Genomic DNA, 14,394 nt, shown 5'->3' on the forward strand with positions numbered 1-14,394 from the left:
GGAAACTGTCCTAGTTCTGCGGGAGAATGGACCGGTGACCGATACGACGCAGCGCCTGCTCACCCTCCTGTCGCTGCTGCAGACACCGCGCGAATGGTCGGGGAGTGAGCTCTCGCAGCGACTGGGCGTCAGCCCCCGGACCGTGCGCCGCGATATCGATCGGCTGCGCGAACTCGACTATCCGGTGCAGGCGACGATGGGTGTGTACGGCGGATATCGGCTGGCGGCGGGGACGGCGATGCCGCCGCTGCTGCTCGACGACCACGAGGCGGTGTCCACCGCGATCGGGCTGCGGACGGTCGCCGCGCATGCGTTGCCCGGTGCGGACGAGGCGGCGGTGCGAGCGCTGGCCAAACTCGAACAGGTGCTCCCCGCCCGGCTGCGGGCCCGCGTGCGCTCGGTGAGCGCGGCCACCGAAACCCTTGCCGCCGAATCGGATTCGCCGGTCGACACCGCCGTGTTGACGGTGCTGGCGGCCGCCATCGGCGGTAGGGAACAACTGCGCTTCGGTTACGTCTCGAACTCCGGTGCGCGGACCCGGCGACTGGTCGACCCGCATCGCCTGGTCGCCGCGGGACAGCGCTGGTATCTGGTCGCCTTCGATCGCGAGCGCGACGATTGGCGGATCTTCCGGATCGATCGCATCGAGAATCCGCAGCCGATCGGCTTGCGCACCGAAGCACGGGAATTGCCCGCCGAGGACGCGGCCACCTACGTACGCGATTCGTTGTATTCGATGGCGCCGGTGTACCGCGCGGAGGTGACCGTGTTCGCCGCGGCGGCCACCGTCCGCGCCACCGCGAGTGCGCTCGGCGAGATCGAGGACGTCGACGAGCACACCTGCCGACTGCGCACCGAGGCTGACACCGTGCAATGGCTCGTCGTGCGACTGCTGCGGCTCGGCCACGACTTCCGCGTCGACTCCCCGCCCGAGCTCGCCGATCATGTCCGCGAACTCGGCGGCCGTTTGCAGCGCGCCGCACCCGCGCGTTCGGGGGCGAAAAAGCTACGGTGACCGGATATACGCAATTTCTCAGCAAGCTGTACCGGAATACTCGAGGAGAACTGGTTATGCGTCGACTGAGTGTCACCCGTCGTCTCACCGCGGCAGCGGCGGCAGCCGCGGCGGCGTCCGTGGTCTTCGCCGGTCCCGTCGCGGCGGAACCTACCGCCGTGGACTGGTCCGCGGCGACCACGCATCTGCGTGCGGCGGTGGCCGGGAATCCGGCGGCCGAACAGGCCATCGACCGGCTGCTCGCCGCCGGTCCGGCCGTCGAGCAGGCGGCTCTGCCCGCCCAGCCGTTCCAGATTCCCGCCCAATCCGACATCGGACGCGGCACCGGCCCCGGCGTCTACGGGTCCGGAATCGCGTTGAACTACGACGGTTTCCGCCTCGGCTTCTTCGGTGGCCCGGGCACCATCGCCCCGAACCAGGCCGGGGCGAATCTGCAGGTCGTCTGGTACAACATGTCGAACGGGCGCAGCGGCACCCAAACCCTGCTCGAACACAACGACGTGCCGGTGGACACCACCATCCGCACGCCGGTCTTCGATCCGGGGGCGGGCATGGTCGTGGCCGCGGTGTACGGGACGCTCTGGCACCGGTGGCCGGTCCCGGTTTCCGATGCCAACCCGGACGGTTTCCAGTACCAGCTGGGCACCATCTCCGTCCCGTCGTTCGGCGCCTTCTACAACTGAGCGGACGACAGTGCGCGGGACCGGTTCGCAGCGAACCGGTCTCGTCGCTGTTTCAGTGGATGAACGGCAGACAGCTTGCCATCCCGAAGTGCACCAGCAGATATCCGGACGCCGGTACCGCGGCGACGAGAGCCGCGAACAGCGCGAGCGAAATCCCGCGCCCGGCCTGCCGCGTACGCGAGTCGGCGCGCACCAGCCGGTGCACCCGGTCGGCGACGGCGAGTGTGCTGGTGCCCAGCGCGGTATCCGGTAGCAGCGAGCGGATCTCGGCATCGCCGGTCGCTCCCGACAGCGTGAGCAGCGCGGTGAGTACGGCCGTGCGACTGTGGCGCCCGGCGGCGCGGTCGTCGGCGCACATTTCCAGCAGCTGGGCGATGCGGTCGTCGGCCGCCGCGAACAGCGGAATGCGCGGCAGCGTTGTGGTCAGTGCCCGGGTCGAGGCCCGGATCAGATGATGCCGCCCGGCCAGGTGCGCGTCCTCGTGGGCGAGCACCGCCGCCAGCTGCGGCCGATCCAGCGCGGCCACCGCGGCGCTGGTCACCACGACCGTCCCCGGTCGCCCCGCCACACAGTAGGCCGCCCGTTGCGGCGCATCGATGACCACCGCCGCGGCCGCACCGGACTCGTCGTCGAGTCGCCGCCCGACGAGCGATGCCGATCGGGCGTGCCGGGCGCTGCTGCGCCCCGCGCGCACCACCGCACCGATCACCCGGACGCCCCGCACCGCGACGAATCCGGTCAGCGCGAGCGCCGAGATCAGCGCCGCGAACTGCGCGACCGGACCGTGGCTGCCGTCGGCGGTCGCGTGCACGGCCACCACACAGTCGTCGAACAGGTGGGCCATCGGCAGATCCCAGGTGTGGGCGACCTGCACGGCCAGAGCCACCGCGGCGGCCGCCCACGCGCCGAGGACGGCGGCGATCGCGGTCAGCCAGGCCAGCACCCCGAGCGCCGGGACACTGCCGTGTGCGGTGAGCCGGGTCAGGATCGGCGGCCCAAGAACGCAGACCAGTGCCGAATAACCCAGCAGGCACAGCGCGAGGGTCACTCGGCGACCTCGCTGCCCGGCTGCTCGGTGTGGGCGTTGCGGGATTTCGCGCGGCGCAGCACCTTGCGCAGTGCGGCCGTGTCGTCGTCGGAGATCTGCTCGACGAAATGGGCCAGAACCAGATCGGAGCGGCCGCCGCCGAGTGCCTCGCGCATCAGCTGGGCGCTGTACTGTTCGCGGCTCAGGCGCGCTCGATAGCGATAGGCCTTGCCGTCGCGTTCGCGTTCCAGCCAGCCCTTGCGGTGCAGATTGTCCATGGTGGTCATGACCGTGGTGTAGGCGATTTCCCGGCTGCGCAGCAGATCCTCGAACACGGTCCGCACGGTGATGGTGTCGGGAGCGGACCAGATGCGGTCCATCACCACCGCCTCCAGATCCCCGAAACGATGTGCCATCGCACCTCTCCACCATCGACTACGTACCGGGATAGTACCCATTCCCAGCCCTCGGGAACGGCTGTGGCCCCGTCGCAACGACGGGGCCACAGGGAGGAGAGCCGATTTCAGGAAGCGGCCGGAGCAGGTGCGTTGAGGGTGTTGTACATCTGCACCGCGCTGGCGATACCGACCGGGACGCCGAGGATGGCGGCGCCGATCAGCGGTCCGACGGTGGCGCCGAGTCCGGCCCCGACCAGGCAGCCGGCCGCGCCGCTGCCGAGGAAGAACTCCGGCACCAGGGCGAAGCCGATCGTCGCGCCGAGCACACAACCGGTGATGCCGCCCACCGCGCCGCCGGCGAGGCTGCCGATACCGGTCGCGAGCCCGAACTGGGTGGCGGCCACGCTCAGGGCGGAGTTGAACTCGTCCTGGGTGTAGATCGGCTGGGCGGAGGTGACCGGCTGTTCGACGGCGGCCGGCTGGGGAGCCGGCTGCTGAGCGGCCGCCTGCTGGGTCTCCGGCAGCGAGGCGGGTGCGGTGGCGGCCTGTTCGGCCTTGGGCGAGGTGGCCAGGGCGGTACCGGCGACGAGGGCGCCGTTGCCGTCCTTGACCTGGAACTGGGTGCCCACCGTGGTGAGCGAGCCCAGTCCGGTCTGAATGTTGACCGAGCCGTCCTGCGTATTGCTGGTGTAGCGCACGCCCGGAAGGATTTCGGTGGTCAGTGTGAACGGGTCGGCGGCGATCGGTGCGCCGGCGGCGGGGGCCGCGGGCGTGCCGGTGGCGGCGTTCGCAGTGGTGGCGGTGGTGGCTACGGCACCGGTCACCATCAGAGCTATGGTCGCGCCGGAGACCAAACGGGTGGTCTTGTTCATCGGATCCTCATCGTGGTCGATCGGATAAGGCGGCGAGCGATCGGGAATTCCAGAGGGAGAATTGCCGAATTATCCGCTGCCGGTGCGAGATCCGGATTATCCGGACCGCGCGAACCGAGATTAACGAGTACCGAACCCGCGCAAAGGTACGACGCGAAAACGTTTACGGTTGAGAAATGTTGCTAACCAATCGGATACAGCTGCGTAATAAGCCTTTAACGTGAGAACCGGATGGGTTGAGCGGATTCCGGACATCGTCGCGGCCATTCGACTATGTACGTACGCATTTAGTAGAGAATAGTACGTATCCGTCGGCGGCAGTAGCAATCTCCGAGCGATCAGAAAAATCACAGGGGCGAGACCGCAGCGGTCTCGCCCCTGTGACAGCCGAAACGTCGTTCAGCTCGGTGTGATCCGGAACAGTCCGGTCGTCGTGCCCTGGTACTGCACGCGGCCCGGCGCGATCGTGCCGACCATCTGCAGGGTGTCGTGCACGGTGCTGGTGCCGATCAATCGGCTGGAATTCTCCGTGCCGGTTTCGGCGTCGATCACGACGAGGTGATAGGTGTCGATCACCGCTCCGGCGCTGCCGGTATCGATGCCGGCGATCTGATTCTTGCGGGCGACCGTGTAGATCTTGCCGTCCGCCAAGGAAAGCCGGGGGACCGCAGCGGATTTCACATCGCTGGTCCATTTCCGGGTGCACCCGTTACCGTCGGCATTCACATCGATCCGGACCATGCCGCCGGTGAAGTCGGCTTTGTCCGGCTCGCTCGGACCGGCGTTGTCCGGCAGCGCCGGATACGGATAGCCGTAGGTGCTCGCCACGAAGACGCTGTTTCCCGAGCCGATCGGCGAGTTCTCGGTGCCGTCCACCGCGGGCACCGAGCAGACCGGGCGGCCGGTGCGGGTGTCGTAGACGAGCAGATTCTCCTGCGGCACCGCATTGTCGGTGATCGCCAGATAATCGGTGCCGTCGCGCGGGCCGAAGAACGTCGGACTGGCCCCGCTGCCCCAGCTGAGCTGCCCGGGTTTGCGTGCCGGGCCGCGATCGTAGGGCTGGCGCCACACCTGGTGCGGAGCGCCCGAGCCGTCCGCGGTGAACAGGTAGGTGGCGTGATCGGTGGTGACCGCGGTGCCCTCCGGGGCGGTCGAGATGCTGTTGTCGACATGTTCCCCGGGCAGCGTGATCGACTGCGCGGTACCGGTTTTCGGATCGACCGCACCCACCGCGCCGTTGGCGGTGGCGAACCACACCCGGCCGTCGCGATCGGGCATCAGCGAGGCGACGCTGTCGCAGCCGTTCCCGCCGCAGTGGCCGGTCACCGCGGCGCCGAGGGGAGTCGAGGAGGCGATGGCCAGCTTCCAGCCGTTGCCCTCCTTCGTATGCGCGACCCGCACCAGATTGTCGTCACCGTCGACCATGACCATGTGATCGGCATTGTCCAGATAGGCGTAGACCCCGCCGAGCAGACCACCTTTGGGTAGTGACAGCGAGGTGAGCGGCTGACCGCTGTTCGGATCGAGCAGGAATATCTTGGGCGAACGGTCGGTGACGGTGGTGCACAACGCCTGCGGCATGCCGTCGGAGCCCTGCAGAATGGTCGGGCACGCGGCGGCCAGTTCGCGGAACTGCGCGTTCACCGCGCCGGTACCGACGCCCGGCAGTGGCGTGCTGTCGGAGGATTCCGCGTCGCCGTGCATGGTGGCGGTGCCGACCGGCCCGAGATACGGATCGACCGGAGGGGGTGGGCCGAACGCGGCGCTCGCGGTTCCCACGCCGATGGTCAGTATCGCGGCCGCGGCGGCAGCGATCGAGGTGATCGCGCCCTCGGTAAAGCCCTTACGTCGCACAAGCACTCCTCGATATGATTATTCGTATCGAATGATTCAATTATTCGTATCGCGACAGGTTAGGAGACCCCGTGCCGACAGGCAACACCGGACGGGCCGAAAGCTCGCCCCCGACCCGGCGGGTGGTGTCGGTGGTGGAACTGCTCGCCGCGCACGACGGTGCGCTGACCTCGGCGGAGATCGCCGACACGCTGGGATTGAGTCGCTCCACCATGGGTGCGATCCTGGGCGCCCTGGAGGAAACCGGTTGGGTGCGACGGCTTCCCGACCTCGGCTACGAACCCGGCCCCGCGTTGCTCGTGCTGGGCGGAAGGTTACGGGATCGCCTGCGTGATCACGACCGGGTGGAGGCCGAACTGCGCCGGCTGGCCGAACGGGTGGGCTGCGGGGCCGCCCTCACTTCCATCGCGGGCAGCGAAGCGATCTTCGTCGCCGTGGCCGGCGGGCCCGGGCTGATCCCGGCGGGAATCGCGGCCGGCACCCGGATACCGTTGCGCCCACCGGCGGGTGCGGCCGTCCTGGCCCACGCCGGCCTGCCCGCACAGCGGGCGTGGTTGCAGCAGGCGCCGCCCGAGCGCCGGGCCGAATTCGAACACGTGCTGGAAACCGTTCGCGCCCTGGGGTATTGCGCGTGGGGCCTGGACGCGGCCAGCTTGCCGACGCTGCGGGTGCTGGCCGAGGTGGTCGATCATCTGTCCGACCGACCCGCCGACAAGGCGTTGCGGGAGCGGGTCCTGGCGCTACTGGCCACGATCGGCGGCACGGCGCACAGCCGGGCCGATCTCGACAGCGATCGCGCACTGCCGATCAGCTATCTCGCGGTCCCGGTGCTCGACGGTGAGCGGGTGGCGATGGAGGTCCAGATCGGCCCGCTCAGTGCCGCCGTCGGCGCGGCCGAGCGCGCCGAGTACGTGCGCGAAACCGTTTCCGCCGCACGGAGAATCGCGGCGGCGGGTTAGCGGTTCAGCGCCTGTTCGAACATCGGCCAGGAGCGGTGCAGATCATCCTGCCAGTAGCCCCAGGAGTGGGTGCCGTTCGCGCGCAGGTCGAAGGTCGCGGGAATGTTCAACTGCGCCAGCCGATCCCGCAGCGCGGTCGAGCAATTGTGGGTGGCGGCCTCGAGCACACCGCCGTAGACCAACTGCTCGATGAGTTTTCGGGTGTTGCCGTGAATCCCGGGCCCGTCCGGATTGTCGAAGGGGCCGGGTATTCCGTTGCCGGTCGAGACGTAGATCGCCAGCCCGCGCAACCTGTCCGCGTTGACGTAGGGATCGTGGGCCGCCCACAGCGGATCGTCGGGCGCACCCCACAGATTCAGCGGATCACCGTGCCACCGCAGCACCACACCGTCGACGAACGCCTGCCCCAGCGGATCGCTGGTGCGCGCGCAGCCGCTGTAGGAGCCGACCGCCCGGTACAGCCGGGGCGCGGCCAGGGCCAGCTGGAACACGGAGGTGCCGGCCATGGAGATGCCGGCCACCGCGTTCGCACCGGAGCCGTGAAAGGCCGAATCGATGATCGGCGGCAGCTCCGCGGTGAGGAAACTCGACCACTTCTGCCGGCCGAGCACCGGATCGTCGGCGCGCCAATCGGCGAAATAGCTGCCGTTGCCGCCCATCGGCGTCACGACCGTGACCTGTTTGCCGCGGAAGAAGTCGACGATATCGGTCTGTTCGGGCCAGCTGCTGGCCTCCGAACCGCCGCTGGCGCCGTTGAGCAGATACAGCACCGGCGCCGGGGCCGAACCGTCCGGCGCCCGAAGGACTTTCACCTCGATCTCGCGATTCATCGCCGCGGAGTGCACGCGTAGATCCAGCATGCCGTCGGATTCCTGCTCGACCCCGACCACATGCGCGCCGTCGGCGGCGGGGTCGGCGGCCGCGGTGAGCGCGGCGACGCTCACCGGGGTGGGCGGCGGGTCGTCGGCCACCGCGGGTGTCGCGCACAGCGCCGCGGTCAGCACCGACGCCAGCAGGGCGGTGGGCAGTGAGCGGCGAATCATCCGCCTACCTCTCTCGTTCCGGCCGGGCTGGACGGCGGTCAACGTAGGCCCGCGAAGGTCACGGCCGCAAGGTGTTCCGCCGACTGTTGGGACCGGCGGCCTATCGGACTCGACCGGATCTGGGGAAGGTCACAAACTTCCACGGCGACGGTTGGCGGATGGGCGCGGGTGCCGTTGACTCGGTCCGCGTGATTCGGCGGCGCGGCCGGCGCCGGCGGGTCGTCACATCTGGACGAAACGAGGGTTTCCATGGTCGGTTTCGGCTTCTTCGACGATTGGCATCCGCAGCCCGGCAGACTCATCGCCTGGGCACCCACTGCGCAGTCGCGTGCGGCGGTCCTGGCCGCCCCGGAGCATCCGGTCGGCCCGTCCTACCAGCAGCGTGAATATCTGCGCGCGGCATATCGCCAGCGCGACAGCGGATCTCGCGCGTCCCGGCTGTGCATGATCGCCTTCGACTTTCCCAGCCCCTTGGACCGCGATGCCATGACCCGGACGATCACCGCGTTCGCCCGCCGCCACGACACGTTCTGGAGCTGGTTCTCCTGCGAACCCGGCGAGCGGATCGCGCGCCACGTCGCCGACCCGGGCGATATCGACTTCGAGCCCCGCGACTACGGCGAGATCACCGACAGCGACGCCGTCCGCGACCATGTGCAGCGGCACGCGCGCGACGTCTTCGATTGGGACTGTTTCGGTTTCGGCGTCATCGACCGCGGCGACTCGTTCACCGTCTACGCGGCCGTGGACCACCTGCACACCGACGGTGTGGGTCAGGCGCTGTCGTGTGTGGATCTGCTGCTGCTCTACGGCAACGAACTGTCCGGCGGCCAGGTCCCCATCGAACCGGTCGACGGTCATCTCGCCTATTGCGAACGGGAACTGAGCTACAACGCCGAGCTCACCACCGACTCCGCGCCGGTGCAGCGCTGGCTGGAGTTGCTGATCCGCCACGACGGCGCGGTGCCGTCGTTCCCGATGGACCTCGGCGTGGCGCCGGGCGCGAGCGGATTCACCCGCGGCGCGCAGATCACAGTGCCGCTGTTCGAAGAGGCGGAGGCGCTGCGATTCGAGCAGGTGTGCCAGGACTTCGGCGGGAAGTTCCTCGGCGGTGTGTTCGCCGCGATCGCGCTGACCGAACACGAATTGACCGGCAGGGATAAATATTTCGTGTTCACGCCGGTCAACACTCGCGCGACCCCGGGGGAGCAGGGTGCGATCGGCTGGTACACCAGTCTGGTGCCGGTCGCGGTGGCGGTGCGGCCGGACGAGACGTTCACCTCGCTGGTGGGTCGCGCCCAGGCCCAGGCCGATGCGGCGAAGGAGCTGGCGCAGGTGTGCGTGCACCGGGTGCTGGAATTGGCCGCCGACGATCCGCGCATCCGCACCCGGCTCGGGTTCTCGGCGCCGATGGTCTCCTACGTCGATGTGCGGCGGATGGCGGGCGCGGAGATGTTCGACCGCATCAACGGCGGACTGTACGGCAACCGGGCCAGTTCCAGCGAGGTCTACCTGTGGATCAACCGCTTCCCCGACATCACCCAGCTCAGCATGGTGTTCCCGGATACCCCACGCGCGCACGAGGCGGTCGCGCACTATCTGTCGACGCTGACGAAACTGTGCCGCGACATCGCGCTGACCGGCACCGAACGGGTCGATGCCGCAGTACTGTGACGCGGCAAATCCCGTCGAGTCACCGACCGGCGAGGTGCGGGTGAGCCGAATGTCAGGGCGCGGCAGGTGGAAGTCACGGTCGGCGGACGCCCGGCAGGCTGCGAGCACGGACCGGGAACGCCGGGATCCGGTCCGCGCGGCTACGGCTGAAACCATCTCGGCCGGCGAGCGTTTCGGCGACGACGCCGCGACACCGGCCTCGGGTCCACCGGCACAGCAGGACCGGCAATTCACCGCGGATCTCCGGGAGTCCTCCGCGATGGCCGCGAGCGCACCTCCGTGCTCGGTCCCCAGGGAGCTGTTCACCCTCGTCGGCATCGGCTTCGAACGGATCGCGAGCCGCGCTGAAAGACCCTGTGTCGCAGGATATCTCATGCAGGCCGGCGGTCTGGGTCGGCATGGTCGCGGTGCTCACCGCGGCTGTCCTCGTGGCCCGGGCCGCGCGGTACGACTGGTTCGGCGACGAGTTGTACTTCGTCGCCGCCGGATATCACCCCGCCGCCGGATACGTCGATCAGGGACCGCTGGTTCCGCTGCTCGCCCGCGCCGCGCGCGCTGTCGCGCCCGACTCCCTGACCGCCCTGCGGCTGCCGGCCATTCTGGCCGGGGTGGCGGCGATCGTCGTCACCGCGACGTTGGCACGAGAGTTCGGCGGCGGGCGCGCCGCGCGGATCCTGGCCGCGGTCGGCTATGCCTGCTGCCCCTATATGGTCACCCAGACCGCCTCACTGTCGACCTTCGCCCTCGACAGTACGGCCGTCGCCGTCCTGGCTTGGTTGTCGGCACGCTGGGTGCGGACCCGCGCGGACCGGTTGCTGTTGATCGCGGGAGTGGTCGCGGCGATCGATCTGCAGGTGAAACTGCTGTTGCCCGTCGTCGTGGCCGCGTTCGCCCTCGGCATCGCCTGCTGCGGACCGCGTGCCCTCGTGCGCCGGCCCGCGCTGTGGGCCGCCGCGGCCATCGCGGCCGTGTCAGCGGCGCCCGCGCTGCTGTGGCAAGCACGCCACGGCTGGCCGCAGCTGGCCATGGGCGCGGTGATCCGCGACGAGCAGCGTGCCGCGACGGGCGGTACGGCCGGCTTGCCGGTGCAGCTGGTGACCATGGCCGGAGTGCTGGGTGTGGTGCTGATCTGCTGTGCCGCTTACGGTTTCGCGAGTCGCCGGTTGCGTGATCACCGCTTCCTGGCCGTCGCCGCCTGCGTCATGGTGGTGTTCGTGGCCGTCACCGGCGGGCGCCCCTACTACCTTGCCGGGCTGCTGCCGGTGCTGTTCGCGGCGGGCGCCTGCGTGCTGGTCGAGCGGCTTCCGGTGCGATGGTCGCGAGTCACGGCGTTCACCGCCGCGACGGTGTCGATCGTCATCGCGCTCGCGGTGGTGCTGCTGTTGCCGTCCGGCAGCCCGCCGCGACCGGTCGGCACGCGGGCCGAATTGTCCACGCGCATGCGGATTTCGGGCACCACCGGCTGGGACGCGCTCGTCGCCGGGGCGTCGCGCGCCGCCGAACGAGCAGGACCGGATCACCTGCGCACCGCGATACTGACCCGCACCTACTGGCAGGCCGCGGCGCTGGCTCGTTTCGGGCCCCCGGAACTGCCGCCGGTCTACAGTCCCGATCGCGGTTTCGCGGAGTTCGGCCGGCCCTCGCCCGGCACCACCACGATCATCTACGTCGACACCGACACTGCCGAAACACGGTTGCGCCGCACGTTTTCCATCGTCGAACCCCTCGTCCGGCTCGACGATCCGCGTGGGTTCCCCGGTATCGACGCCCGTGTGACCATCTGGCGGTGCGCCGGGCCACGCGACACCTGGGCCCGGCTGTGGCCGGAGCTGACGACCGACATTCTGGATCCGGGTATCTGAGGAGATATCGATGACGTATGCCGTGCCCGCCGAATCGGCCTGTCCCACACTCGATGTCGCCACGACCGACCTGATCCGGGCCAAAGGCGACCGGACCGTCTCGGTCGTCATCCCGGCCCTGAACGAACGCGACACCATCGCGGGCGTGATCGGCTCGATCCGGGATCTGGTCGGCGGACTCGTCGACGAACTGGTCGTCGCCGACTCCGGCTCGACCGACGACACCGTCGCCCGCGCCCGCGCCGCCGGTGCGAGCGCGGTGTACACCCGCGAGCAGGCGCTGCCCGGAGTACCGGTGCGGGCGGGCAAGGGTGAGGTGCTGTGGCGGTCGCTGGCGGTGACGACCGGCGAGATCGTCGTGTTCATCGATTCCGACCTGCACGATCCGGACCCGGGCTTCGTGCCCGCGCTGGTGGCGCCGTTGCTGCGGGACCCGGGCATTCAGCTGGTGAAAGGGTTCTACCGGCGTCCGCTCGGCGACGATCCGCACGGCGACAGCGACGGCGGCGGGCGGGTGACCCAGCTGGTGGCCCGGCCGCTGCTGACCGCGCTCGCCCCCGAGCTGGCCGATGTGCGCCAGCCGCTCGGCGGTGAATACGCCGCCACCCGCGCTCTGCTGACCGAGATTCCGTTCGCGCCCGGTTACGGCGTCGAGATCGGCATCCTGCTCGACGCCCTGCACCGCTACGGCCGCGCCGCGATCGGCGAGGTCGACCTGGGCGTCCGCGTCCACCGCAATCGGCCGACCCATGAACTGGCCGTGATGAGCCGTCAGATCATCGCGACACTGCTCGCGCGCCTCGACATCCCCGATTCGGGGGTGGGGCTGACCCAGTTCCGGCCCGGCGCGACAGGGTGGCGGCGGGTGACAACTCCGGTGTCGTCGGCCGAGCGTCCGCCACTGGCGTCGCTGTTCACCACCAACCCAGCAGCGGGCTCAGCTGCCGACCGAGTTCGGGGGCCAGCGAACGCGCGTAGCTCGCGGTGAAGTGGTGTTCGTCGTGATAGACGAGGATGTTGCCGACCTCCACCGGGCAGACATCGCGTTCGCACACGGCGTCGGTGAGGTCGATCGGAAAGACGTTCGGGAAGGCGGCGGACGCGTCCAGGGCCGGGTTGACCGGTGAGAGCGCATCGGCGCGGTGCATGCCGCAGCTGATCCGGTCGCCGTGGCGGGCCAGGCAGTCGATCGCGCGATAGCGCACACCGTCGCGGCGCAGCCACGGGGTGTCGCGGACCGCGATCACCCGGATGCCCTTGTCGGACAGGGCTTTCCACACATCCTGGTAGTCGGCCGGGGTTTCGTCGCCGCCCGCGTCGACCGGACGGGTGCCGGTGGTGAACACCCATTCGGGCCGCTCGTTGCCCAGCAGATCGATCACCTCGTGCGACCAGTCGCGGCAATCGGGATTCGGTTCGCCCTTGTACATCGCGTTCTGATCGAGGGTGAGCGGACAGCCCATCTTCAGATGCACCAGGATCTTGAAATTGTGCTGCGCCGCCAGTCGCTGCAGCGCCGGCATCCAGTGCTCGGCATGGGAGTTGCCGACCACCGCGAGGGTGTGCGGGGCGTCGGCGGCCCCGTAGGTGCAGGTGACGACCTCGCGGTGATCCCAGTCGGCGATACATCCGTCGACGGTCGGGCTGGGCAGTTCGGCCGGCGCCTCGTACAGCGTGGGCCGCATCCGCGCCTGCGGCACCGACGCGCCGCCGGCCAGTGCCTCGGCGCCGGGATACTGCACCGGGTCGAGGGCGCCCACCGCCCGCGGCGGATGAGTCTGCACGACCGCGCTCCAGGTGACCGCCGCGGAGGCGACCACCGCCGCGGTCACCGACAGCGCGACCCCGGCGGTGCGGCGATACCGCGGTCCGAACATCGGTGCGTCCGTCTCCCGGCGCAGGCGCAGCGGCTGCTCGATGTAGCGATGGGTGAGGTAGGCCAGCACCAGGGAGACGGCGATCACCGCCGCGCCGCCGGTCACCCCGGCGCGGGAGCCGCCGCGTTCGGCGAGCAGGAAGATCAGCAACGGCCAATGCCACAGATACAGCGAGTAGGCCAGATCGCCGAGCCGGACCAGCGGCGGTGAGGCCAGCAGCCGGGTGAGCCGGGGCTGGTGCTCGGCACCGACCCCGGCACCGGCGAGGATCAACGCCACGGCCGCACCGACCGGCAGCAAGGCGGGCGGTCCCGGGAACTGATTGGCGCCGTCGGTGATCCAGCCACCCACCGCGACCACCAGCAGGCCCGCGGCCGCCAGCACCGCCCGCACGACCCGCGGGACGCGCAGCGAGGCGGCGGCCAGTGCCAGTCCGGCGCCGACCAGCAGTTCCCACGCCCGGGCCGCGCTGTCGTAGTAGTTCCAGCCCTGATGGGTCGCCGAACCCTGCGCGGCGTAGAGGAACGAGGCGAGCATGGCGACCACGATCACCGCCGCCAGCGCCGGCCGCATCGCGCGCTCGCGGCCGAACCGCCGGCACACCCAGACCGTGGCGGCCACCACGAGCAGGGCCGCGAGGTAGTACTGCCCCTGCACCGACATCGACCACAGATGTTGCAGCGGGCTCACCGAGGGATCAGCGGCCAGATAGTCCGACCACGTCGTCGCCAGCCGCCAGTTCTGGTAGTACAGCAGCGAGGCCAGGCTCTGGCCGGCCAGATCGCCCCACTGTGTGTACGGCCGCAGCGTGACGGTCGCCACCACCACGGCGCCGAGCACCACGACGAGCGCGGGCAGCAGCCGGCGGGCGGTACGCCGCAGGGTGAGGCCGATGCCGACGTCCCCGGTTTCGGCCCGGCGCAGCAGCGATCCGGTGAAGAAATAGCCCGACAGCACCAGGAAGATGTCCACCCCACCGGACACCCGGCCGAACCAGATGTGGAACACCACCACCAGCGCGATGGCCAGTCCGCGCAATCCGTCCAGGTCCCGGCGGTAGCCGACCGCTCGCACGCGACCGATGGCCGTCTCCGTCACCGTCGCGGGCATGGCGTCGCGGCGGTATAGGC

12 protein-coding genes are annotated in these 14,394 nt (G+C 69.7%); 6 read left to right on the plus strand and 6 right to left on the minus strand.

The window, feature by feature from the left end:
* Positions 1–34: 34 nt before the first annotated feature.
* On the plus strand, positions 35–1,015 hold the full coding sequence (locus tag IRT45_RS20275; RefSeq protein WP_194807410.1) for a YafY family protein: 981 nt from the start codon (positions 35–37) through the stop codon (positions 1,013–1,015).
* 56 nt (positions 1,016–1,071) lie between these two features.
* Positions 1,072–1,698 (plus strand): hypothetical protein, encoded by a 627-nt coding sequence (locus tag IRT45_RS20280; RefSeq protein WP_194807411.1) that lies wholly within the window; start codon positions 1,072–1,074, stop codon positions 1,696–1,698.
* A 52-nt stretch (positions 1,699–1,750) separates the two neighbouring features.
* Here the strand turns inward: IRT45_RS20280 and IRT45_RS20285 are convergent, their stop codons facing one another.
* The 4 genes from IRT45_RS20285 to IRT45_RS20300 form a co-directional block, all read right to left on the minus strand.
* Positions 1,751–2,746, minus strand: a complete 996-nt coding sequence (locus IRT45_RS20285) for a M56 family metallopeptidase (protein ID WP_194807412.1) — start codon at positions 2,744–2,746, stop codon at positions 1,751–1,753.
* Positions 2,743–3,141 (minus strand): BlaI/MecI/CopY family transcriptional regulator, encoded by a 399-nt coding sequence (locus tag IRT45_RS20290; RefSeq protein WP_194807413.1) that lies wholly within the window; start codon positions 3,139–3,141, stop codon positions 2,743–2,745. Before IRT45_RS20290 ends, IRT45_RS20285 begins: the two co-directional genes overlap by 4 nt.
* A gap of 107 nt (positions 3,142–3,248) precedes the next feature.
* Entirely contained in the window at positions 3,249–3,995 is a 747-nt protein-coding gene (locus IRT45_RS20295) for a hypothetical protein (protein ID WP_194807414.1), read from the minus strand.
* 399 nt (positions 3,996–4,394) lie between these two features.
* A complete protein-coding gene (locus IRT45_RS20300; protein WP_309241069.1) occupies positions 4,395–5,849 on the minus strand; it encodes a hypothetical protein in 1,455 nt (484 codons plus the stop codon).
* Between the two features lie 71 nt (positions 5,850–5,920).
* Here IRT45_RS20300 and IRT45_RS20305 point away from each other — a divergent pair, with 71 nt between their 5' ends.
* Positions 5,921–6,808, plus strand: a complete 888-nt coding sequence (locus IRT45_RS20305; protein ID WP_194807415.1) for a helix-turn-helix domain-containing protein — start codon at positions 5,921–5,923, stop codon at positions 6,806–6,808.
* Here the strand turns inward: IRT45_RS20305 and IRT45_RS20310 are convergent.
* Positions 6,805–7,851 (minus strand): alpha/beta hydrolase family protein, encoded by a 1,047-nt coding sequence (locus IRT45_RS20310; protein ID WP_194807416.1) that lies wholly within the window; start codon positions 7,849–7,851, stop codon positions 6,805–6,807. The two genes, IRT45_RS20305 and IRT45_RS20310, sit on opposite strands and share 4 nt — an antisense overlap.
* 249 nt (positions 7,852–8,100) lie before the next feature.
* On the opposite strand from IRT45_RS20310, the gene IRT45_RS20315 reads away from it, so the two are divergent.
* The 3 genes from IRT45_RS20315 to IRT45_RS20325 all read left to right on the plus strand — a co-directional run bounded on the left by IRT45_RS20315 (position 8,101) and on the right by IRT45_RS20325 (position 12,375).
* The gene (locus tag IRT45_RS20315; protein ID WP_194807417.1) at positions 8,101–9,525 is read left to right on the plus strand and encodes a condensation domain-containing protein; all 1,425 of its coding nucleotides are present in this window, start codon (positions 8,101–8,103) and stop codon (positions 9,523–9,525) included.
* Between the two features lie 398 nt (positions 9,526–9,923).
* The gene (locus tag IRT45_RS20320) at positions 9,924–11,387 is read left to right on the plus strand and encodes a glycosyltransferase family 39 protein (protein WP_228534658.1); all 1,464 of its coding nucleotides are present in this window, start codon (positions 9,924–9,926) and stop codon (positions 11,385–11,387) included.
* Between the two features lie 10 nt (positions 11,388–11,397).
* Positions 11,398–12,375: a glucosyl-3-phosphoglycerate synthase gene (locus tag IRT45_RS20325; protein WP_194807419.1), complete on the plus strand. Its 978-nt coding sequence runs from the start codon at positions 11,398–11,400 to the stop codon at positions 12,373–12,375.
* Here IRT45_RS20325 and IRT45_RS20330 read toward each other — a convergent pair.
* Entirely contained in the window at positions 12,302–14,374 is a 2,073-nt protein-coding gene (locus tag IRT45_RS20330; protein WP_194807420.1) for an acyltransferase family protein, read from the minus strand. The two genes, IRT45_RS20325 and IRT45_RS20330, sit on opposite strands and share 74 nt — an antisense overlap.
* Between the last annotated feature and the right edge of the window lie 20 nt (positions 14,375–14,394).

Source organism: Nocardia sp. BSTN01 (genome assembly GCF_015354405.1).
In the GTDB taxonomy this organism is placed as follows: Bacteria; Actinomycetota; Actinomycetes; order Mycobacteriales; family Mycobacteriaceae; genus Nocardia.

Coding starts and splice junctions, on each gene's coding strand:
- IRT45_RS20280 (WP_194807411.1), top strand. CDS start 1,072: ATGCGTCGACTGAGTGTCACCCGTCGTCTCACCGCGGCAGCGGCGGCA.
- IRT45_RS20290 (WP_194807413.1), bottom strand. CDS start 3,141: ATGGCACATCGTTTCGGGGATCTGGAGGCGGTGGTGATGGACCGCATC.
- IRT45_RS20295 (WP_194807414.1), bottom strand. CDS start 3,995: ATGAACAAGACCACCCGTTTGGTCTCCGGCGCGACCATAGCTCTGATG.
- IRT45_RS20310 (WP_194807416.1), bottom strand. CDS start 7,851: ATGATTCGCCGCTCACTGCCCACCGCCCTGCTGGCGTCGGTGCTGACC.
- IRT45_RS20315 (WP_194807417.1), top strand. CDS start 8,101: ATGGTCGGTTTCGGCTTCTTCGACGATTGGCATCCGCAGCCCGGCAGA.
- IRT45_RS20320 (WP_228534658.1), top strand. CDS start 9,924: ATGGTCGCGGTGCTCACCGCGGCTGTCCTCGTGGCCCGGGCCGCGCGG.
- IRT45_RS20325 (WP_194807419.1), top strand. CDS start 11,398: ATGACGTATGCCGTGCCCGCCGAATCGGCCTGTCCCACACTCGATGTC.
- IRT45_RS20330 (WP_194807420.1), bottom strand. CDS start 14,374: ATGCCCGCGACGGTGACGGAGACGGCCATCGGTCGCGTGCGAGCGGTC.